Origin of the sequence: Paenalicyclobacillus ferrooxydans (genome assembly GCF_001399675.1) — a bacterium.
GTDB classification, from domain to species: domain Bacteria; phylum Bacillota; class Bacilli; order Alicyclobacillales; family Alicyclobacillaceae; genus Alicyclobacillus_B; species Alicyclobacillus_B ferrooxydans.
This window is the reverse complement of record NZ_LJCO01000014.1, coordinates 64,572-85,259: the sequence shown is the minus strand read 5'-3', so window position 1 is coordinate 85,259 and position 20,688 is coordinate 64,572. Positions and strand designations below refer to the sequence as shown.

Here is a 20,688-nt window from a genome sequence, read left to right as displayed (position 1 = left end):
AGGCCAAGGCTCGCCAGAACCTGCGAGCCCAGTTTTCAGAGGCACGCACTGCGCAATTGATGGAGATGCTGTTGGACGAGCATCAGTTGGACAATCTGCCCGTGCATCAATTCATGGAACAATGGAGCAAATAAAAATTTGATCCATTTAAGCACGAAACCGGCGTTCAGCGCAGTGGGCTGCAAGACTCCTGTGTCCACCTGAGGCACCGGGAGCCAGAGAAGGTAAGAAAGTAACCGCCTCTCCTCGGTACCTGCCAGGTTACCCCGGCGGGCAGATGACCTCTAGGACCTCTAGTTGCCAAATGGTTCAGGTTTCGAAGTTGTTCACTTATTTGTACAATGGGGAGGACAAATATCTGATTCCGGGTGGCTGAGTGATGCAAAACCTGTTCGACGTCGTATCCCCGAACCTCTTTTCTATCCTGGCAGCACCGAACCGAGTCATCTATTTCCGGGCGCTCATGGTGCTGCGGAGGTGTTACCAACGAGAGCTGACGATTCATAGGTCGGCCCTTGTGACGTATCTCGTCAGTGAGATGGAGCGCGATCTCTACGATTTTACAGACGAAGACGCCCTCGTTGAGGCGGGGGAAGAGGCGTCGGAGGAGACCGACTTTGGCTCCCTGTCCGGGCGGGCGCATGCCTTGATTCGGCGCTTTATCGAGACGGGGTGGTTGCAGCCATCGACGGACGCCGTTGAACTCGATGAAACACTGATTGTTCCGCCGTACGCCAGTACCCTTCTCGATGCGTTTCAGAGCATTGTCGATCCGGTCCAACAACGCTACAACGGCTTTGTCTACAGTGTCTATTCCAACCTGCGCACAGCGAATGATGATCGAGATGAGTTCATGTTCCAGGGCCTCGAGGCAGCGTACGAGAATACCATTTCACTGCGGGAGAGTCTTAGGTCACTCTTACATAATATCCGCTCCTACTACCAAAACCTCCATCACCGTCAGGAGATTCGTGAGCTCCTGGCTGAACACTTTGACAGCTACCAGTTATCGGTAGCGATTGCGGCCTATCATCCCTTAAAGACCTTTGACAGTGTGTACCGGTTTCGGCCCCGGATCCTTGAGGTCTTGCGGAACTGGTTGACCATGCCCTCCTTGCTGACCCAGATGGCGAAATCTATCAGGCAGCAGCGTAGCGATCTCGATGAGTCCGCGGCGCGGGGTGAGGTGGTGCAGCGGATCACCTTTATCACCGACACCTTTGAGTCTCTCGATGACCTGTTAAAGGAAATTGATAAGCGTCACACGAGCTACAACCGAGCCTCTGTGGAGCGGCTGCAGTACCTGCTGAACACAGACAGGGACATCAAAGGGAAGCTCGTCCAACTGATGCGTGCACTGCCTAAGGCGCAAGACAGCTCGACCTCTCGTTTATTGGAAGAGATGCGGACGTTGCCCGTCTATCAGGTGAAGTACCTCGACCCGGAGGCCCTTTACACCGAACCCAAGAAGCGTGTGCGCGGTACACCGCAGCCCATCGTGCGGCAAAAGACTGATGACGCCCTGTTTCGTGCCGAGGCGCGTGAGCTGATGGAGCGAATGAATGCGCTCTATTCACAGAAGCAGATTGGTGAGTTTATTCTCAAGCAAATGAAAGACCGCGAGCGCCTCGACTCAGGGGAGATGACCCTTCAGGAATTTGACGACTTTCTGCGCGTGATTGTCGCCGTCGTCAAGGGTGATGAGCCAGAGATGCCGTATGACATCGTTTGGAGCGAAGACAGGTCGAGTGTGACGGTAGCAGGATACCAGATTCCACTGATGACGTTTGTGAAGAAGGGGGCCGCAAGATGAGTGGGGACGAGCAGTACACAACCTTAACAGAACGGGACAAGGAGGACTTCTCTCGTCTCGTGAGCCTCCTCTATGAACAAACGTTTCTCGTGCGAGATGTCTGGGATCTGAAGGAGCACCGCATGACAGGCAACCGCGATTACCGGTTTGCTGAGCGAAACATGGCCCTTTTGAAGGGATACCTCTCGGTCAGCGGGTTCGAGATTCAAGTCGACGGACGCCGCGGCGTGATAGCCATCTATAACAAGCACAACCGCAATCGCATGAAGGTGGACAAGTTTACCACATATATGCTGTACGCCCTGCGGCTGGTCTACGAGGAACAGATGGAAACAGCATCCATGCGCCGTGAAGTCGTGGTGCCGCTGCGGGAGATTATCGGCAAACTCTATACCATCGGGGTGATGGATAAGCGCATTGCGCTGACCCATCTCCAATCCACCCTCAACCGCCTCCGGAAGCTGTCCATCATCGCGCGGGTGGAAGGCACCAGTCAGGACATGGAAAGCCGGTGGATGATTTACCCCACCATCACCATCGCCGTGTCGGATGACCGCATTAACGACCTATACGCGCGGCTCATCTCCGGAGAGCTGAAAGGCGGCGTCTTTGACGAGGATGAGCAGAGCGGGACAGGCACGGACAACGGCGGGGCGGATGAGAACGGAGACGGCGGCCTGGCAGACGACGGGGCTGAAGATGATGGAACGGACGACGATGAGACGAACCTGGCAGCGGACGACTTGGTAGAGGATGACTTGGAAGAGGATGACTTGGAAGAGGATGACTTGGAAGAGGAGGAGACCGAATGAAGCTCTTACGGCGAGCGCTGCTTGTGAAATGGCACTACATTGAACACGAGCTGATTGACTTTGCGCCGGTGACGTTCCTGACAGGAAAGAATGCGGCAGGTAAGTCAACTATCCTCGACGCGTTGCAACTGGTTCTCCTTGGCGACACGACGGGTCACTTCTTTAACAAGGCAGCGAATGACAGCTCAAGGCGGACCTTGAAAGGATACCTGCGCGGTGAGGTGGCCGAAGACGAAGGTGTCGGGGTCATCAACCTGCGGGACGGTCAGTTTTCCTCTTACATCGTGCTCGAGTTCGCAGATGAACGAGGACACAAGCCGTTCTGTATGGGCGTTGTGTTTGACTGTTCACCGGACGGATCGGTTGAATGGCGGTTTTTCTCGCTGGCAGAGGGCATCCCCGACTTCCACTTTATCCGCGATGGTGTGCCGCTTGACATCAAAGGATTACGGTCCTGGGGACAGACGCGCAAAAACCGCTTTGAGATGTTTGAGAGCAACAAACGGTACCAGGAAGTCTTTCTCGCGCGCATGGGAAACATCAACCAGAAGTTCCTGCGGCTGTTCCGGAAGGCGGTGCCGTTCTCGCCCATTATGGACATCGCCGGCTTCATCTCGGAGTTCGTCTGTGACGTGAAGGTCCATCTCGACATCGATGACATGCGCGAGAACATTCGTCACTACCGTCGGATGGAGGAAGAACTGCACGGCGTCGAGTCACGCGTCGAGGCCTTACGTGAGATGGATGGCACCTACGATGCCATGGAATCTGCAGCGGATAAGGTCAAGCTCTATGAATACCTGCTCGACAGGGCAGAGTTGACCGCCAAGGAGCAAAGCGTGGCGGCCGCGAAGACGCAGGCTGACGAACTTGAGTCGGAAACGAAGCGGATCGACGGGCAGATTTCCGTCCACACAGACACACAGAACCAGGTTCGGGCAGAGCGGGATGCGCTGGTCGAGGAGCGGGCCAACTCGGACGCCTATCAGCGCCAGCAGATGCTCGAGCAAAACAAACGGCTCCTCGAGAGTGAGTTCAGCCATATGCGGCGGGATGGGGAGCGGCACGATAGGATGCTGGCAGACAACGGTGAGCGCTGGCGTGCCGTTTCCCGCAGTCTCGGGGAAACGGACATCTGGTGGACAGACCTAGCGGGACGCGACGGCACAGGGCATGGGGCCGCGGAGCGGACCTCGGCGGGTGGCATGGGGTATGCTACGGCGGGCGGTAGGGCGGATGCTGCTACGGCTGGCACGGCCAATGCTACGGCGGGCGGCACCACGGATGCTGCTACGGCTGGCACGACCGATGCCGGCTTCGCCAAGGCGGATACGCCGGAGTGGAAACTGGCGCAATCGGCACCCTTGTACAATGATGCCATTCGCGCCATTAACGAGGGTCTGTCAAAGTGGTCGCGACCGGCCGGTTGGCAGTCGCACCGGCTGCTCGATGAGGAGTTAGCAGTTTCGACGGACCTCGATGCCCTTCGTGGTTCAGCCGATGCCCTGAAACAGGCCTCTGAGCTGCTTCGTGAAGGCCACGTGATTATGCGTGATGCCATCGGATCGTGGGAAGAAGAATCGAAGTCCCTCGAGCGGGCCATCAGTGAGCTGAAACGGGGCATTAAGCAGTACGATCCGAAGGTGCTGACCCTGAAACAGGCGCTTGAACAAGGGTTGTCTGCGGACGTCAACATCTTTGCCGAACTGCTCGACATTCGCGATCCTATGTGGCAAAAGGCGATTGAAGGGTACCTGCATACACAACGATTCTATCTGCTGGTTCCACCAGAGGCGTTTTCGCAGGCCTTGCGCATCTACGACGACACAAAGCAGTCCCAGCGGCTGTTTGACGTCGGCCTGGTCGACATCGCGAAGATCATGGAGGAGAAGCCGAGGGCGATGAGCGGATCGCTCGCAGAGGAAGTCATCACAGATAACCCTTATGCACGCGCGTATGCCGACTATCTGCTCGGGCACGTGATGAAGTGCCATCATGTGGATGAACTTCGCAACCACCGCACGAGCATCACAAAGGACGGCATGCTGTATCAGAACTATGTGGCGAGACAGATCAATCCGGCCCGTTATGCGACACTCTACATCGGGAAGATGGCGATTCAGCATCAGCTGGCGCAAAAGAGCCTTCGGTTCGACCGGGTGCAGACCTTGTTGCATGCTTTCCGGCCACGTCTGGCGCAAGTGGCAGAGTGGGCGGCGCAGCCGTACCCAACCTCATCCGATCTGACCGCCGCAGAAGAGTTCCTCCAGGTGCTGACAGGACTTCCGAAGCTGCGGGCGGATTACAAGGCCATCCTCGACGACATGGGACGCCTCGACTTTACCCGGTTGGACGAGATCAAGAAGGAGATTGCCCGCTGTGACGCGGTGTTGGCTGATGTGGCCCACCAGATTCGCGAGCTGACCAGCAGGCAGGGAGCCCTCAAGGGACAGCGAGATCGACTGGTGGAGCAGGACATCCCACATCTCGAGGCGGAGGCGAGGGATAAGAAGCATGCCATCTCCTCCCGTTACAATCCACTTGAGGCAGCCGACATGAGTGGCCGCTATGAGCAAGAGTTGCAGCGCCTTGGCGCACCCGAAACCGTCACGGCCAACTTTGGGCGTCAGCTCTCGACGGAGAGAAACCGGGTCATCGAATCGTGGGACAAGCTGGTCCGCCAGCGAGAGACGTACAACCGGACCTTTGGGGCTGGGTTTGACATCCAGCGCCGGGACAACGATGCCTACAGGGCGGAGTTGACGGCATTAGAGCAGTCGGGGCTGACGGACTACGCCGCCCAGATTAAAGACGCCAAGGAACGGGCGCAGATTCAGTTCCAGGAAGACTTCATCAACAAACTGCGCAGCAACATTGACACGGTCGAGCAGCAGATTAAGGCGCTCAACTTCGCTTTGCGGGAAGTCTCCTTCGGCGGCCGGGAGCGCTATCAGTTCAAGGTCTCCCCGAACGCACAGTATCAGCCGTTTTACACCATGATCATGGACGACATGCTGCTTGAGGGGCGCAGTCTCTTTTCGGACGCCTTTATGGACAAGCATGGCGCGGTGATTGACGAGTTGTTCCGGCAGATTGTCGATGTTGACGAGCGTGACCCTGCCGTCCAAGCCGAACTCGAGAAAAACCTGCAGACCTTTACCGATTACCGCACCTATTTGGATTTCGATCTCGTTGTCAAAGACGAAGAAGGCCGCGAATCGAGACTGTCTCGGGTGATTGCGAAGAAGTCAGGCGGCGAGACGCAGACGCCATTTTACATCGCTGTGTTGGCATCGTTTGCGCAGACCTATCGGATCAACCAACCCGGGTTTAACAACACCCTCCGCTTGATGATGTTTGATGAGGCGTACAGCAAGATGGACCATCAGCGGATTCGAGACAGCATCAAACTCGTCCGCGACATGGGACTGCAGGTCATTTTGTCGGCGCCGACGGAGAAGATTGCCGACATCGTGCCCCTGGTCGACAAGACCATTGTCGTGCAGCGGATTAAGTCGCAGACCCGTGTGGCCCCATTTGAACCGGACCCGGTGGGGGTGAACTGAGGTGGGCGGAGTTGGCAGGGACGTGAAGACTGGCATGGGCGGAGAGTCACTGGCACGAGGCGTCTTGTCCGCGCTCCTCGACAAGTACGAGAACAGCGAGGCCTTCCGCAAAGGAGAGCCTACGCAGGCACGCATCCAACTGCGGTTTACGGATTCACTCGTGCCAGGGTACGCAAGTGGCCGGCTCGATCCCGATGATCGGTCTGCCCTCCACACTGCCCTGGTGACCATGGCTGACGGCGGTTTTATCGACCTGAAGTGGGTGAAGTTCGAAGAGGGTAACATCCTCGAGCGGGTGTATTTGAAGTGGGAGCAGATTAACGATATCTATGAGTACCTTGGTCGCACATCCCAGCGCCAGAAATTGTCCGCGTTCACGGTGGAGATGGAGCAGTGGCTGAGAGGTCTGGTGGGCGTGGGACTGGTGGACAGCGGCCTGCTTGGAGAAGGCGCGGGCGGCAAAGTCCGACTTGGAGCAGGCGAGGCCCTGCTGGATGAGGGTCTGGCTCCCGGGGGCGAGGGCATGCCTAACGGCAGTTTGCCGGAGGCGTGGCGCTTCTTACTGAATTGGGCGGACGATATACTTTCGTTTGTCCATGAACGCGGACGCATTCCAAGCAGCCTGATTCCCGATGAGGACGGGACCCGAGCGTTGCTCCTTCGGGCCTTGGCAGGTTTGGTTCGGGCGCGAGGGCAATCGCTGCCGGTTCGCCTGTTCTCAAAACGGGAACTTGGGAACAGCAAGGTGTTTGAAAGGCAGGTTCAAAGCCATGTGATTCGACTGGTTCGCCGCTATTGGTCTATCGGACATCCACTCGACGTCGAAGCCCCGGACGATAACGCGACCCTCCTGCGCGAGCTTGGCATCGAGTCCGGACACGAGGACATCACGTTCTGTGGACCAATTCGGTTTCGCTACCAGGGAACTGTGGCGGCAGAGGATATTGACGCGAGTGTCTTTCCATACGGACTGGCTATCGACGCCAGCGATGTGCATCGAATTGCAATCACAGAAGCATCCATCTCGCGCATTTTAACCATTGAAAACAAAGCAAACTACCGTGCTTACGTGCGTGGCCATCGTCAATCAGACGAGCTAGTCGTCTATCTTGGTGGATTCGCGAGTCCAGCACAGAGGGCGTTCCTACGGTTGCTGCGAAATTTCTTGCGGGGGACGGCAAGCGAGGTGGGCGAAAAGTCGGCCACTTCAGACATGGCGAGTATACGTGAGTTAGATAAGGCTGGATTGGACAAAGGCGTGTCCAGAGCGGATGTGAGTGACCAGCCTACGGTTTTTCATCACTGGGGAGATCTGGACTACGGTGGCATTCTGATTCTGCAAAACTTGCGGAATAGCTGCTGGCCAGAGGCCATGCCCTGGCGCATGGAACCAGAGGTACTCGATGAATACATAGATTACGCAGAACCGATAGATGATGCTTACCGTACCAAACTTACGCGTCTCCTCGAATCCGATGTCTACGCCTGGGCGCATCCTTTGATACAACGGATTCTGACGCTTGGTGCAACGTTGGAGCAGGAGGCATTGTTGCTGGGTGATTGATAAAGCCTTGGCAGTCCTAGAAAGCTAATGCTTACAACAGGTCATCTGTTGTCAGTTAAGACTCCAAAACTGAAGAATGGGCGTTTGTAGTTGATTTTTGGCAAACCCGGGGATGACATTGTTGTAGACTTGATTAAACATGCTTTCAAGTTTGTCTTGTGGAGTATAGTTCTCGTTAATATTCTGTATAAAGATTGAGTTGATAGCTAACACCATTGTCTTGGCTTCTTGTTGGGTGATTGTGTATTTTGTTCCGTCCTGCATATTATATACAGCATTCTCGTTGATTAACGAACGGGATAGAAAAGATAAAAAGTTTGCGATGGATTCCGCGTTGGGTGGGTAACCAACGATTGACGTTTGGTTGTTGACCATTTGCTCATACTGCGCGAGGGCATTTAATTCACTGCCAGCTGCGGCAATCTGAGCAGATGCTTTCTGATAATCCATTTGAGCATTGTGGTAACCGAGTGAAGTCGCTGCATCGAACACATAAAACTTAAATTGACGAACCATAGATTGTACATACTGATTCTCTCGCTGAACTCTCCTGTGGTAGTTGTAGTTGAAAACGAGTGAAATCAACAACACAATCGTCAGAATTCCTACGACACCTTGGTAAATACGTTTACGAGTAATCATAAAACACCTCGGTTTCCTAATCCTTCTAATTATGACTATTGTACTTCATGAGACTGAGATGATGTTCAAATTAGTAAAGGAAGGCGATCACGCGCGAATATGCGGAGTTAAAGTACGTAACTGGGGCCCCTCGAAAAAACGCCCCACCAAAGAATAGTTGCTGACGGAAATCTTTGAAAACGCTTGCAAAACATTCTATACTTTGGATAGGTTCTCTTTCTGGAGAGTGCCTGACGAGAAGTCGGCCCGTGGCCATAGGAGGTCGGGATGACAATGGTAAGAGTCATTGACGGGAAAAGGTATGATACGAGCAAAGCAACGGAAGTAGCAACCTGGACAAACGGCTTTGACCCAACGGCTTTCAAGTATCGAGAACAGACCCTGTACCGTACGTCAAAAGGCAATTGGTTCGTTTCTTATGACAGTGGACCAATCTTTGACTCCACCTACCATTCTGAGAGAAACCTCCATTTTGACCATAGCAATATCGAGGTCATTGATGCAGACACGGCTCGCAACCTTCTGGAAAAATGGAATGAAGTAAATCAACTCGAAGAATACTTCCCAAACTATATTGAGGAAGCTTAACACCTGAAGTTTTGTGATCGTGAAACGTACCAGAATCGACCAAGAAGCTTCTTGGGAAATGTGTCACTGGTTCCGTTCTAAAGTGTCAAATAAGGTATTTTGCAAAGGGAATGGCGTCCGAATGGTAATCAATTTGGCACGCCATTTTCATTGGATAAAACTGCCCCGAAACCATTCTCCGCTGGCTGCTTCGCCGCAGATCTCAATCATGGGGCACAGGCCCTATCCTTGTTGGACTCACTATTGGCAAGCGGACGATTTGACATGAACGACTTTTGATTGAAGATCTCATCAACAGTCTGTCGTCACGCACGGCCACGTCACGAATCAGGTCTGTTGCGCGCTCTACTGCCTGTGGGCCCGCCAACTCGGGCAGGTGTTGGCACTGAGTAAACTTTTTAGAACCAGTAACGAACTAGATTGGAAAGACGAAGAGGGTGTGGTGGGGGCCAATCCTGTTGGCACTGGCGAGACCACTCAGCCGCTGGCTGACTGACGTCCAAACCCGCAGGGGGTTCGGGTTTGTCCACACCTATAGTCTGACGGAGCATACACTAAACTATGCCACATCAAAGGGGTGAGAAAATGGATGTGATGAGCATCTTAAGAACCCTTACTCCAGGTTCGCCAGTCTCTGTATGGTTTAGTAATTCAAACTTCCTCGACACCAACTTTCAGTTCTATAAAGATAATCAGGTTGCCTTTTCAGGCGGAGACTTGAGTGGTTTAACCTACATCAATGTGGGGCAGATCAAGGCCATCCGGGTTCGCTAACCAAACGAAAGGGATCCAAGTGGTCTGGATCCCTTCTTATCGAGACTAACTTGTTGCTCCCCTGTCACAGTTGCTCGCTGTAATCCGTGATTTCACCAGGGGGGGGCTTACTGCTCGAGCACTTGCTTCATCAGTTCCAACCCTTTGCGGATGTTCTCACGCGAAGTCGCATAGGAGAGTCGGAGGTACTCTTCTTGCTCTCCTTCGTTTTTCGATCCGAACGCGGTTCGAGGCAACACAGCCACACCTTCGTGCAACAGATGCTGCTGCAGTTCCTTCGCGGTTGTAAACCCAAGATTCCTGCAGGCCTCGGTCACGTTTGGGAATACGTAAAAAGCCCCGCTTGGCTCCCTGCACGTGACTCCGCGCATGTTTCTCAACGCTGAGACTACGATGTCTCTTCGGGCGCGAAACTCCTCGACCATCTCATGGACAAAGTCCTGCGAACCTGTTAATGCTGAAATTCCTCCGTACTGTACAAACGTGGTCGTACAGGAGTTTGAGTTTGTAACGAGGCGCGCGGTAAGGTCAGCAAGTCCACGGTTCATGACACCATACCCAAGTCTCCACCCGGTCATAGCGTAGGTCTTCGAGAAGCCGTCGAGGATGATGGTCCTTTCCTTCATACCCGGAATCGAGGCAATACTGTGGAACGCCCCGTTGTAGATAATGCGACTGTAAATCTCATCCGTCAGCACCCACAGGTCGTGTTCGATGGCGAGCCGGGAGACTTCAATGAGATCGGCCTCCGTCAGTACACCACCTGTTGGGTTTTGCGGTGAGTTCAGAATGATGAGTTTCGTTTTATTAGAGATCAAAGTGCTTAAGTGATCTACATCAAACCGGAAGTCCTTCGCCTCGAGCAAAGGAGCGGGAACCGGAACCGGTTCAGCTCCCACCTTCCCTATTGGTGGCAAAAAATATACGGCTTTGCTGGTTTGCCACGAGACGCATCTTGGGGTGGCGTTAGTGGTAGGAATGAATAGCTTTTGTTTGACTTCGTTCTTTACAACGAACGTCTAGTATATTATTCAGTTAACTGGGGACTGTGCCGGAATTAACATTCACATTGGGCCATTCATACTGAATGTCAGCACTAAGGCGGGGGGAACGGTTGTGCTAAGCACCTCCTAAGCCGGTGTGCTTGGCAGTGGACCCCCAAGGCCATAACCGGAACGTGTATTCAGTGACGTGGCTTGTCACTGGCGGATGTCATCACATAGCCAAGATGGAGAAGTCGCTGTATGGGTGATCCACCACTTTTAATTACAGAAGGCGATGTGTACGGCAAGGCAACCAGGATCAACTGCCAACGGGTACGGGCGAACTGCAGGTATTGGGGCGGGAGAAGGGACATCAACTGCACGGCAACCGTCTTTAAGGTCTTGCTTGGTATTAAGCCAGGCGGCCATTAGGCAATCGCATGCTTATTGAGGAAACGTGGTTTCCAATAGACGACTATCTCGCATGACAAGTGAGTGATTAGGTTGTCAAAGTACGGTGAACGGATCGACACTGGGTGTTTCACAAGTTGCATTTACCATGGTGAATGTTTGTGAAACCGTGTTAATGTTGCGTGTATGTGCAATATGCTGTATAATCTGATTCGCACGGGTGAATCCGAGAGAAACAATGAGAAAGGTTGTGGATAATGTGGTGTGGACGGCAGACGATTCAGTTAACCTACAACGAATCGCCATCGCACTTGAACGTCTGGTGAGTGCTTATGTAGACGGTCAGCCATCGACAGCTTCGATTGTGGAAGACCTGCAAATTCGAGCCAAGACACTCGAGGCAGAATTGTTTACGCGGGTGTTGCAGGTTTATTTCGAGGAAGAACAATTGGTGCTAGAGCGGGGGGGCGGTAAGAAATCGTCGATTCGGGTATCTAACAATCTCGCTCGGGTCTTCACTGAATTCTTTTCGGATCAGGTACCCGATGTTGAAATAAATGTGGAAAAGGGCAACATGCTCGTTTTTTGGAGAGATGAGAGACCTCTTTGTGCTCTTAAGGTATATACGGACTTAGGTTACGGAAGCCGTGGTGAGCGTTGGTATGGCAGCATCGACGAATTCGTAAGAGAAGCACAGGGCTACGGGATCAAGCCCAGAAATGTTTTCTTTTTAGTTATGTCAATGCGCAACGGCTTGGATAATGAACACGTGCAACAGCTTCTTGGACGTGAAATGTCCAACAAAGAACTGCTTGATCCGAAAAACCGCTCGTACCTTGAGGAGTTCCTCAGAGAATACGTTTCCAAAGCTAGAGGACACGTCCCCGACCCACGCAGTCAGTTGTATTTTCTGGCTGCTGCGTTACATCCAAATGTCTTGGAAGAAGCGCTTGCGGAGGACATCGAAGGCTATGATTGGCTTCAACCTTCCGTTTCACAGCTAGTACATCAGATACAAAATCTATAGTTTTTCGGCTAAATGGTACAAATAGTCAGTTTAACAAGTCCTCTCGGAAGAACGTTTCCAAAGTGCGTAGTGAATGGGGTGTAGCCTAAGATGTCTAGAAGTCCAATGGTTGTAAAGTTCTATCATCCAGGTTCTGAATGGACCCCTGTCCGAGATCCTCAGTCTCCATCGATGTGGACACCACTTTCCCGAGAACACACGCGGAAATACTTCCACACTCAAGGCAGGGCGATATCCTCCGTTCGTAACCCAGTCGTTCATGATGGGCCTATTGGCTTTTGGGGTGAGTGGGAAGCCGAAACGGAGTTCTGGATGAGCAAAAACACGAAACCTATCGCCCAACGAAGTCGCAATCAACTGCCTAGCCGCGTGCATGTACCAATCAGACCGTGTATGCCACCCACAGGTGAACTTCAGAACACAGATCCTTGTGTGTTTGGAAACGAATTCATCTACTCATTATGCAAACAGCGAAGAAAGAATGGCTCCGAGACATACCTGTCCCGGTTGATACCTGGTGATGTAGTTTTGTTTGGCTCTTATTTCAAAGACGAATCGAGGCATGGTCGTTTTATGCTCGATACTGTTTTTGTAGTTGGAGGCAAGATACCGTATCGTCGGGACCACAGCCATCAAGATAAAGGAGTAGTGGAGAGAGTACCAGACTGGTATTTTCCGTTAACTATTGACCGCATCCTCGATGAGGACTTGGAGTTCACTCTGTACACTGGTGCCACATATGAGAATCCAGTGAATGGGATGTTTAGTTTTTTTCCGTGCCTCACCGAAGGCAGTCGTGCAAAATATCACGGATTTCGGCGCCCTTCGTTCTTGTCGCCATCGCTATCGTCCCTTTTTGACTCGTCGCAAAACCAGGGTAGCAAAGGGTACTACAACAGTGTGAGCCCATACAAAGTATGGACGGAAATTACCGCTGATTTGACCGAACGCAGTGAGCCGTTGTCTCTGGGGATTAATGCCTTCGTCTAAATATCACTTGTTAGATTCAGTTTCTTAATAGGGGAGGAAGGACTATGACTTATTTGGATAACGTGATTTACCGAAGATTAAACATGACACCTCCTGAGAACTGCACGGTTGTTCCTCGGAGTACTCCGGTCATTGCCTTTGGACGATACAAAACAGCTCCCATCGCTACTGTCAGCTTGAATCCGAGTTATCGAGAGTTCCAGCTGGTGGGCGGCCAGCATCGGTTTCAGACACTAGATACCTTAGACGTTTGCGATTATGGTCAGCTTCAAAAGGGAGACTGTAAGAAGATCCTGGACTACTGCGAACGGTATTTTGAACGTCCCGGTATTCCTCTCGATTGGTTCAAGCGGTTGGGGGACCTTTTAGGGTCCATCACCGGTAAGTCATATGCCGACGGCATAGCGTGTCACCTTGACATTTCTCAGTGGGCTACTCGCGAAGTCTGGGCAAACCTGAACGAAGACCAGAAACAGGCGTTGCTTGAACACGATCTAGAGGTACTGAAGGACTTAATTGTACACGGGCCGTATCGGGCGATTCTTCTCAATGGATGGAAGACCGCAAAAGAGGTTTTCCGAATTTTGAACCTTCGTCCAACGCGGGTTAGTTTGCGAAAAACTTACACCACCGATGAAGGAACACGGAAGCCTAAGGTGGATGGTTACTACGTCGAGGTTGACTCTCTGCTTGGCGCTCCACTCAACCGAAGGCTCCAGGTATTTGGTTGGAATGTCTATGCGAAATACGCAGGCAAGGACAGTCTGGAACTCATTGCAAACTGGATTCGCGAGCAACTACACGACCTCAACCATGTGGAGGCGGAGGCTAACTGAGGTAGTAAGTTTGGGATACCTCTGAATGTTTAGCACTGCAGCATAAATATAAACAGTCATAGCCTTCGCATCGATATAAGCCGAGCCGTTGATTGGAACTGCAGGGGTACGGTATGCACTGAGCCTGTTATGTGGACGGGGGGTATTTTAATGGGAGAGATAGGATATGGATACGGCAGTGAGTGGCACCTGTTGAGGTTTATGGGACGTCACAGGGACTTCCTTGACCGTGAAGTTCTGAAGAGTGTTGGGACTAATGGCCGAATTGATTGGGTGGATTTCTGTTTCAAGACGAACGAGCGTTGGCCTGATAGAGAGCGTAGAGGATTCGATTTTCTCGACCCTGAGTCTGAGACGGCGCGGAGATATAACGTCAAGTGGCCGCAGAGCGGAACACCGCCAACGTGGGATGCGATTGCTTGGCTAAATCGGCATGATGGAACTCGTGAGTTACTACTTTTCGAGGCCAAGTCACATCCAGGAGAACTGAAGGGGCAGGTTCGCGCAAAAGGCGAAGGGCTATCGCAAATTACGAAGGCTGTCGATTGTTTGAAGAGCGCATTGGGTGCAGATCCGGCTTCAGACTGGCTGCACACGTATTATCAGTACGCCAATCGCCTGTTCATGCTTTGGTTAGCAAATAAGACGGGAACACCCGCTCGTTTGGTAAATATCTATTTTCTCAATGACACCTTTTATAAGTGTAAAGATTGTCAATACACGAAGCAGCCTGGTGTCGAGACCGTTCACTCGATAGGTGTTTGGAAAGATGCCATCGAAACGAGACTTGCGCACCTGAGCCTGAGCGAGGACCACTACCTGTCCGACCGGGTTCCTAGCGTGTTCATTGATGTTCGGGGTTAAGATATCCCATTTGATAACTGGTCTTGAGTGCAAGAGAAAGAGGTATCAGAGGCTCATTTACGTCTATCGATGAGTCGTGACACGGCACCTAGACCAAGGTATAAGCACAAGCTCGCACAACCTGCCAGTCCGTGTGAACTGCTTAATGGGGCGACTGAGACCTTGTCCCTTTTATAGGTCAGGTCTCGGTCTGTTGCGGTCGCAGCAAGGTTCGTTAAGGTATCAGTCCTTGTCTTTAAGATAGCTTCCGTCTTCCCTGATTTACACCATACATATGGTTTTTCTAGTTTGCTACGAGAGGTGAACCGGGTTTAGCGAGCTGTCAGTCCGAGGATGGTTGCGAATCTCTTTGTTTCTTATAACGAACAAGTCGGATATCATTAAAGTACTGTTGGACTGCTGGGACGGTGCAGAGCATCGCTGGAGCCAGTTGTGTCACGGGGGTCTATGAGTCTCGGCGGGTGGTGTGAGAGTATTCTCAGAAACCTGAAACCTGATGCTGAAACTGAAAGCTGGGGGTAGCAGCAGAACACCTGTTCCGTGACGTAATTTGTCATGGGCATATGTCACGATATAGGCACAGACAACTTTTCTATCGAGAACGATTGGGATAGCAGCAGACTGGAGGTTGAACATGCGGATACTTCACACGGCGGATTGGCACTTTGGCAAGACACTTGAGGGTCGGGACAGGATGGCAGAGCAAGCTGCGTTTGTCGATGAACTGGTTCAAATTTGTGAGCGGGAAGACGTCGATCTTGTACTCATGGCGGGGGACGTCTATCAGACGGTGAATCCGAGTGCAGAGGCTGAAGCGCTCTTTTACCGGGCATTGGATGGCCTGTCAGCAGGAGGGATGAGAGGCATCGTTGTAATCGCCGGGAACCACGATAATGCGGAGCGGATTAAGGCGGCAAGACCACTTGCAGACAAACTTGGTATCACGCTCATCGGGCTACCAAAGGACGTCGTCGAGCCCGCTGAGGTGGGCGAGGGGAAGGTTCAGCGGATCGACGCGGGAATGGGATACGTCGAACTGAGAATCCCAGGATGTTCAGAGCATGCAGTTATTGCCGCAGTGCCATATCCATCGGAAGCCCGCCTCAATGAGGTGTTGGTCAAGACGCTCGATGACGAGCAAGAGATGCAAAGAAACTACAGCCAGCGAATTGGAGAGTTGCTGAATTCGCTTGCATCTCATTTTCGATCCGATACGGTCAATCTCGTGATGAGCCATGTGTACGTGCAGGGTGGGCTCGAGTCGGATTCTGAGATCCAGATCCAAATCGGCGGTACCTACGCGGTTCATCCGGATGTCTTTCCAGAGACAGCGCAGTATGTGGCGCTCGGCCACCTTCATCGACCTCAAGACGTCAAGGGTGCGAAGGTCCCAACCCGGTATGCCGGTTCACCCATTGCCTACAGTTTTTCCGAAGCCGGACAGACAAAGAGCGTAACCATTATCGATGCTCAGCCTGGGCAGCCAGTTTCTTTTCGGGAGGTGCCCTTGAATCAGGGGAAGCCACTCGTGAAGTGGACAGCGACCGGAGGCATCACACAGGTGGAGGCGTGGATTGCGGAGGGGAGAGATGCGGATGCCTGGATTGATCTCACTGTCCACGTGCAGACAGGTCTGGACCTTGAGGAGGTGCGTCACCTCCGGGCCCTGAACCCTGCGTTTGTGCACATTCATCCCGTGATTCCTGCTGCTACAGTGGAGGCAGAGGAGAGCACGGCGGAAGCAGGTGGTTCGTTACCTATTGAAGACATCTTCCGAAAGTTCTTCGCGGAAAAGAACGGCGGTGCTGAGGCTGACGATGATTTAGTGGAGCTGTTTCTAAAGCTGGTAGCCGATGCAGAGACTAATCTGACTCTACCGCAGTTCAATGAAGAAACGGAACCGGAAGAACCAGGGGAGGCGCGCGCGTGAAACCGATTAGGTTAAGTATTGCAGGCCTAAACAGCTTTCGTGATAAGCAGGAAATCGACTTCACCAAGTTAACTGAACTTGGCATGTTCGGTATCTTCGGGCCGACAGGGAGTGGGAAGTCCACTATCCTTGATGCCCTCACGCTTGCACTCTACAACAACGTGGTCCGGGCGGGCCGCAACACCCAAGGCATTCTCAATCAGGCAGAGAAGAAAATCGACATTGCGCTCGACTTTGAGATCGGCAGTGCTGCCACTCGAAAACGCTACCGGGTAGAGCGCGTTTATAAAAAAGGCAGCGGAGAATTCTCTGTTTCAAACCAGTCAAGCCGACTGTTGCTGTTGGAACCGATGGCAGAGGGGAGCGACTATGGACTCGTCATCGTTGCTGAAGGTCAGCGGGAGGTCAACCAGGCCATCCACGGAATTGTTGGTCTGACACAGGAGGATTTTACGAGAGCGGTGGTCCTGCCCCAGGGTAAGTTTGCGGAGTTTCTGCAACTGACTGGGAGGAGTCGCAACGAGATGACGGAGCGGTTATTTGGGCTGCAGAAGTACGGGCAACTGCTTGTCAGCCGTGCGAGTGATTGGGCGAACCAAGCCTTGGCTCAAAGGAACCAGCTTGTTGCGCAACAAGGCGAGCTTGGGGATGCTTCCGAGCAGGCCGTGCGTGATGCGGAACAGACACTGGAGGAAGCGAAGGAGCGATTGGACCGGGCCGACAAGGAGCGAGCAGCGGTTCAGACGCGTTTTAAACAGCTCGAACAGATCCATGACCTCATAACCCAGCTGAACTCGGCGACGGCGGAGATGCAGGAATGGCAGGGTAAGGCTGGTGAGATGGACGTCATCCGGCAGGCGTTGGAGAGACACGGACAGGCCGCGACTGTGTGGCCCTTGGTCAAGACTTGGAGGGAGGCGGACGCTGCAGTGCGCGAAGCGGAAGTTACGCTTCAGGCAGCACAAGCCGCCGAAGAAGAGGCCAAAGCTGCGCTTGACGTAGCCGTCGAGGCGCGCAACAGGGCCAGAGCACAAAAAGCAGACTTAGAGCCAGACCTGACGGTGAAGAAGAGTCAACTGCGTGAGGCGCAGACGGTTGAATCTGAGCTTACAAAGCTAACTGGAGAGTTGGAAACTGCAACATCCGAGCTCAAGACAGCTCGTGAACGATACAGCGATTCGGTCGCCAAACGAGATGTACTTCAGGGTGAAATTCAGAGACTTGACCAAGACAGGGACGCAGCCCAGCGGGATCTTGCTAGGCATACTGTCTTGCCACAGACGCGGCAGCATCTGTCTGAACTTGGGACTGCCTATCAAGCGTGGAAGGCTGCAACAAAAGATGTGAACAGCGAACAGGGAAAGCTGACTGAGCGCGAGAAACAGCTTCAATTTGAAGATGCTGAAGTAGAGAAGTGGCAAAAGAAAGAGCAAGGCTTCACTGCTGAGGTGCAAGCCCTTGGCACGCAGGTAGAGGAGTGGAACGCCAACTCACCAACGGTGACATCTGACACGCTTGTGTCCCTGGAGCAATGGCAGGTTCGAATTGAGGCCAAGACGGATTCGTTGCGAGCCTTGGAGCGGGAAGTCGTCACAGGAAGCAAGCGAATTCAGGAAGCGGAGAATGCGGTCAGAGGCCAGAACACGCTGCTCAGTGCACTACGTGTATCTGCCGCAGAAGCTGAACAGGCGTGGAGAAACCTTGAGAACGAGTATCAGCGGTATCTAGAAACGAATGAATCCGGGTGGATTGCGAGGCTTCAGCTGCGTCTGCAGGATGGAGAACCATGCCCTGTCTGCGGTTCAGTTCACCACCCGAGTGTGGTCGAGGAATTGGTTCAAGATAGCACCGCATCTGCTGAGTCACAGTGGTCCACTGAGAGAATGGAAGCTCTGCGCCAAGCACAGGACACTTTGCAAGCTCAGAGGGACCAAGTTCATGCAGCAGAAGTAACCCTGGGCCAAGCCAAGACCAGGCTTGATTTGGTTTGTCAGGATACGGCCGAGAAGCAGCAACAGCTGGAGGAAGGTCTGAAGGAACTCGCCGAAGTTTGGGTCGAGGAAGTTACCCTCCTCGTGTCCGCATCAGTACCGAGCACCTATGAGGAGTGGAAGTCGTTTGTACACGACTTTAAGAAGGCGCTCGGTGCAGCGAAACAGCGGCAACAGAAATGGGATCAGGGCCTGAGAGAGCTTCAGGATAAGTCAGCTGAACTCGCTGAAAAACTGCGTGACGCGAAGCAACAGCTGAGTCTTGTGCTAAGCAGCAGGCAGACGTCTGAGGCCGAGGTGACACGTCAGCAGACTGAGCTTGATAGCGCAGTAAGGGCGAAAGGAGAAGTAGATAGGGGCCTTCGCCAGACCATATTCGAACTTGGACTGGCGGTGGAAGCCGCAACAACAGATGTCGAGATGGAATCCATCATTCAAGCAAGACTGGAGCAAGCCAAAGAGGATGACAGACTCGCCAGTGAGGCACAGATGGCTTTGACAGACCTGGATGGCAAACTGGCAACAGCACGAAGCCAATGGACGAACGTTGACGAAGTGGTCCGGCAGGCCGACCAGGATATGACGAAGCTTGAATTGCAATTGGAACACATCACGAAGGATGTCAACACGCGCAAGGCTCAGCTCGAAGGCCATACTGGCGGGCTTTCGGTAGCGGCTGCCATGCAGCAGGTAGAACAAAAACTGGCAGAACTGACGAATGAGGCCGAGCGAACCGAAAAGGATGCTGAGACGGCATCGGATCGTCATCAGAAAGGGCGGCAAGCGTATGTGAAGGCGGAGACAACGCTCGGGGAAAAGACAAGGGCTGCAGAGGGACACCATGCGAAGTTAACAGAGTCTCTGGCTGATACCCGGTTTGCCACTGTGGAAGCCGTTGAGGATGCACTGCTTGACGATAATGAGGTGGAAGAAAAGCAGAAAACAGTCACCGAATACGCTGAGGCGGTCACGAGATGTCAGAACCGCTGTGCCGACCTGAAAAACCGTCTTGGCGGCAGGTCTGTGGACGAAGAGACTATGGAGCACATCAGGCAAGAGGTCAAAGATGCCGAGGCCGAACACCAATTGGCTGCCGAGACGCAAGTGATTGCGAAGATGAAGCATGAAGAACTTCTCGACCGGAAAGAGCGGTGGGAGGCGTTGGAGAAAGAGCGGATGGCTGCGGAAGCATTAGCGACTCGACTCGGGGCGATTACGTCTGCATTAAGGGGTAACGCCTTCGTGCGGTACGTCGCCAAAGAGCAAATGGAGGTGGTCGCACGCCAGGCATCTGACAGGCTGGCAGGTCTCACCCGAGGTCGCTATGCGCTCACCTTTGATAAGAACGGTGAGTTTCTGATGCGGGATGATCACAACGGAGGCACAACAAGGCCCGTCAACACCTTGTCAGGAGGCGAAACTTTCCTTACATCCTTATCACTCGCCCTGGCTTTGTCTGCTCACATCCAGCTTCGCGGCCAGCATCCGCTGGAGTTCTTCTTTCTAGACGAAGGGTTTGGCACGCTCGATCCCGATCTGCTCGACGTTGTGGTTTCTTCACTCGAACGGTTGAATCTGGATAGGACGTCGATTGGGCTTATCAGCCACGTGCCAGAGTTGCGCCAGAGGATGCAGCGTCGGTTGATTGTGGAACCTGCGCTCCCGGCAGGTCGAGGAACGCAGGTGCGGGTGGAGATGGCCTAGGAGCAACGCTGGCTTCTGAGGGCTGCTTTTGCTGCACCTGTTTTCACCAAGATATAGGCATCGTCTTGTCAGGGCAGCCACCGTTTTGTGGGTATTATTCGGCACCGACTGGTGGCTGCCCAGCTGGGTTTGTAACCACAGTCTTCAGCCTTTCTTTCAGTTAAAAATCAAAATGAATATTACATATTGACGC

The 20,688-nt window shown here is 53.0% G+C and carries 15 protein-coding genes; 13 read left to right on the top strand and 2 right to left on the bottom strand.

Annotated elements, in window-relative coordinates:
* Positions 1-379: 379 nt before the first annotated feature.
* The 4 genes from AN477_RS03855 to AN477_RS03840 are packed head-to-tail and all read left to right on the top strand — an operon-like array spanning position 380 to position 7,755.
* Positions 380-1,813, top strand: coding sequence for a Wadjet anti-phage system protein JetA family protein (locus AN477_RS03855; protein WP_054967862.1), 1,434 nt, complete (start codon positions 380-382; stop codon positions 1,811-1,813).
* Complete coding sequence (locus AN477_RS03850) at positions 1,810-2,625, top strand: DUF4194 domain-containing protein (protein ID WP_054967861.1); 816 nt, start codon at positions 1,810-1,812, stop codon at positions 2,623-2,625. The genes AN477_RS03855 and AN477_RS03850 overlap by 4 nt, the downstream gene beginning before the upstream one ends.
* A complete protein-coding gene (locus tag AN477_RS03845; protein ID WP_054967860.1) occupies positions 2,622-6,191 on the top strand; it encodes an ATP-binding protein in 3,570 nt (1,189 codons plus the stop codon). Before AN477_RS03850 ends, AN477_RS03845 begins: the two co-directional genes overlap by 4 nt.
* 1 nt (position 6,192) lies before the next feature.
* Entirely contained in the window at positions 6,193-7,755 is a 1,563-nt protein-coding gene (locus AN477_RS03840; protein ID WP_054967859.1) for a Wadjet anti-phage system protein JetD domain-containing protein, read from the top strand.
* A 51-nt stretch (positions 7,756-7,806) separates the two neighbouring features.
* Here AN477_RS03840 and AN477_RS03835 read toward each other — a convergent pair whose 3' ends face one another.
* On the bottom strand, positions 7,807-8,397 hold the full coding sequence (locus tag AN477_RS03835) for a hypothetical protein (protein ID WP_054967858.1): 591 nt from the start codon (positions 8,395-8,397) through the stop codon (positions 7,807-7,809).
* A 267-nt stretch (positions 8,398-8,664) separates the two neighbouring features.
* Here AN477_RS03835 and AN477_RS03830 point away from each other — a divergent pair, with 267 nt between their 5' ends.
* On the top strand, positions 8,665-8,985 hold the full coding sequence (locus AN477_RS03830) for a hypothetical protein (protein WP_157061803.1): 321 nt from the start codon (positions 8,665-8,667) through the stop codon (positions 8,983-8,985).
* Between the two features lie 585 nt (positions 8,986-9,570).
* Positions 9,571-9,759 carry a hypothetical protein gene (locus AN477_RS03825; RefSeq protein WP_054967856.1) on the top strand — a complete coding sequence of 63 codons (189 nt, stop codon included), beginning with the start codon at positions 9,571-9,573 and terminating at the stop codon, positions 9,757-9,759.
* A gap of 107 nt (positions 9,760-9,866) precedes the next feature.
* Here the strand turns inward: AN477_RS03825 and AN477_RS03820 are convergent, their stop codons facing one another.
* Positions 9,867-10,658, bottom strand: a complete 792-nt coding sequence (locus AN477_RS03820) for an aminotransferase class I/II-fold pyridoxal phosphate-dependent enzyme (RefSeq protein ID WP_211265949.1) — start codon at positions 10,656-10,658, stop codon at positions 9,867-9,869.
* A gap of 345 nt (positions 10,659-11,003) precedes the next feature.
* On the opposite strand from AN477_RS03820, the gene AN477_RS24240 reads away from it, so the two are divergent.
* The 7 genes from AN477_RS24240 (at position 11,004) to AN477_RS03790 (ending at position 20,495) form a co-directional block, all read left to right on the top strand.
* Positions 11,004-11,174 carry a hypothetical protein gene (locus AN477_RS24240; RefSeq protein WP_157061802.1) on the top strand — a complete coding sequence of 57 codons (171 nt, stop codon included), beginning with the start codon at positions 11,004-11,006 and terminating at the stop codon, positions 11,172-11,174.
* Between the two features lie 229 nt (positions 11,175-11,403).
* Positions 11,404-12,180 (top strand): hypothetical protein, encoded by a 777-nt coding sequence (locus tag AN477_RS03815; RefSeq protein WP_054967854.1) that lies wholly within the window; start codon positions 11,404-11,406, stop codon positions 12,178-12,180.
* 528 nt (positions 12,181-12,708) lie between these two features.
* Positions 12,709-13,170, top strand: coding sequence for a hypothetical protein (locus AN477_RS24235; RefSeq protein WP_169787839.1), 462 nt, complete (start codon positions 12,709-12,711; stop codon positions 13,168-13,170).
* A gap of 44 nt (positions 13,171-13,214) precedes the next feature.
* Positions 13,215-14,006, top strand: coding sequence for a hypothetical protein (locus AN477_RS03805; RefSeq protein ID WP_054967852.1), 792 nt, complete (start codon positions 13,215-13,217; stop codon positions 14,004-14,006).
* Between the two features lie 150 nt (positions 14,007-14,156).
* The gene (locus AN477_RS03800; RefSeq protein ID WP_054967851.1) at positions 14,157-14,870 is read left to right on the top strand and encodes a hypothetical protein; all 714 of its coding nucleotides are present in this window, start codon (positions 14,157-14,159) and stop codon (positions 14,868-14,870) included.
* A gap of 634 nt (positions 14,871-15,504) precedes the next feature.
* Positions 15,505-16,800, top strand: coding sequence for a metallophosphoesterase family protein (locus tag AN477_RS03795; RefSeq protein WP_054967850.1), 1,296 nt, complete (start codon positions 15,505-15,507; stop codon positions 16,798-16,800).
* Positions 16,797-20,495 (top strand): AAA family ATPase, encoded by a 3,699-nt coding sequence (locus AN477_RS03790; protein ID WP_054967849.1) that lies wholly within the window; start codon positions 16,797-16,799, stop codon positions 20,493-20,495. The genes AN477_RS03795 and AN477_RS03790 overlap by 4 nt, the downstream gene beginning before the upstream one ends.
* Positions 20,496-20,688: the final 193 nt, after the last annotated feature.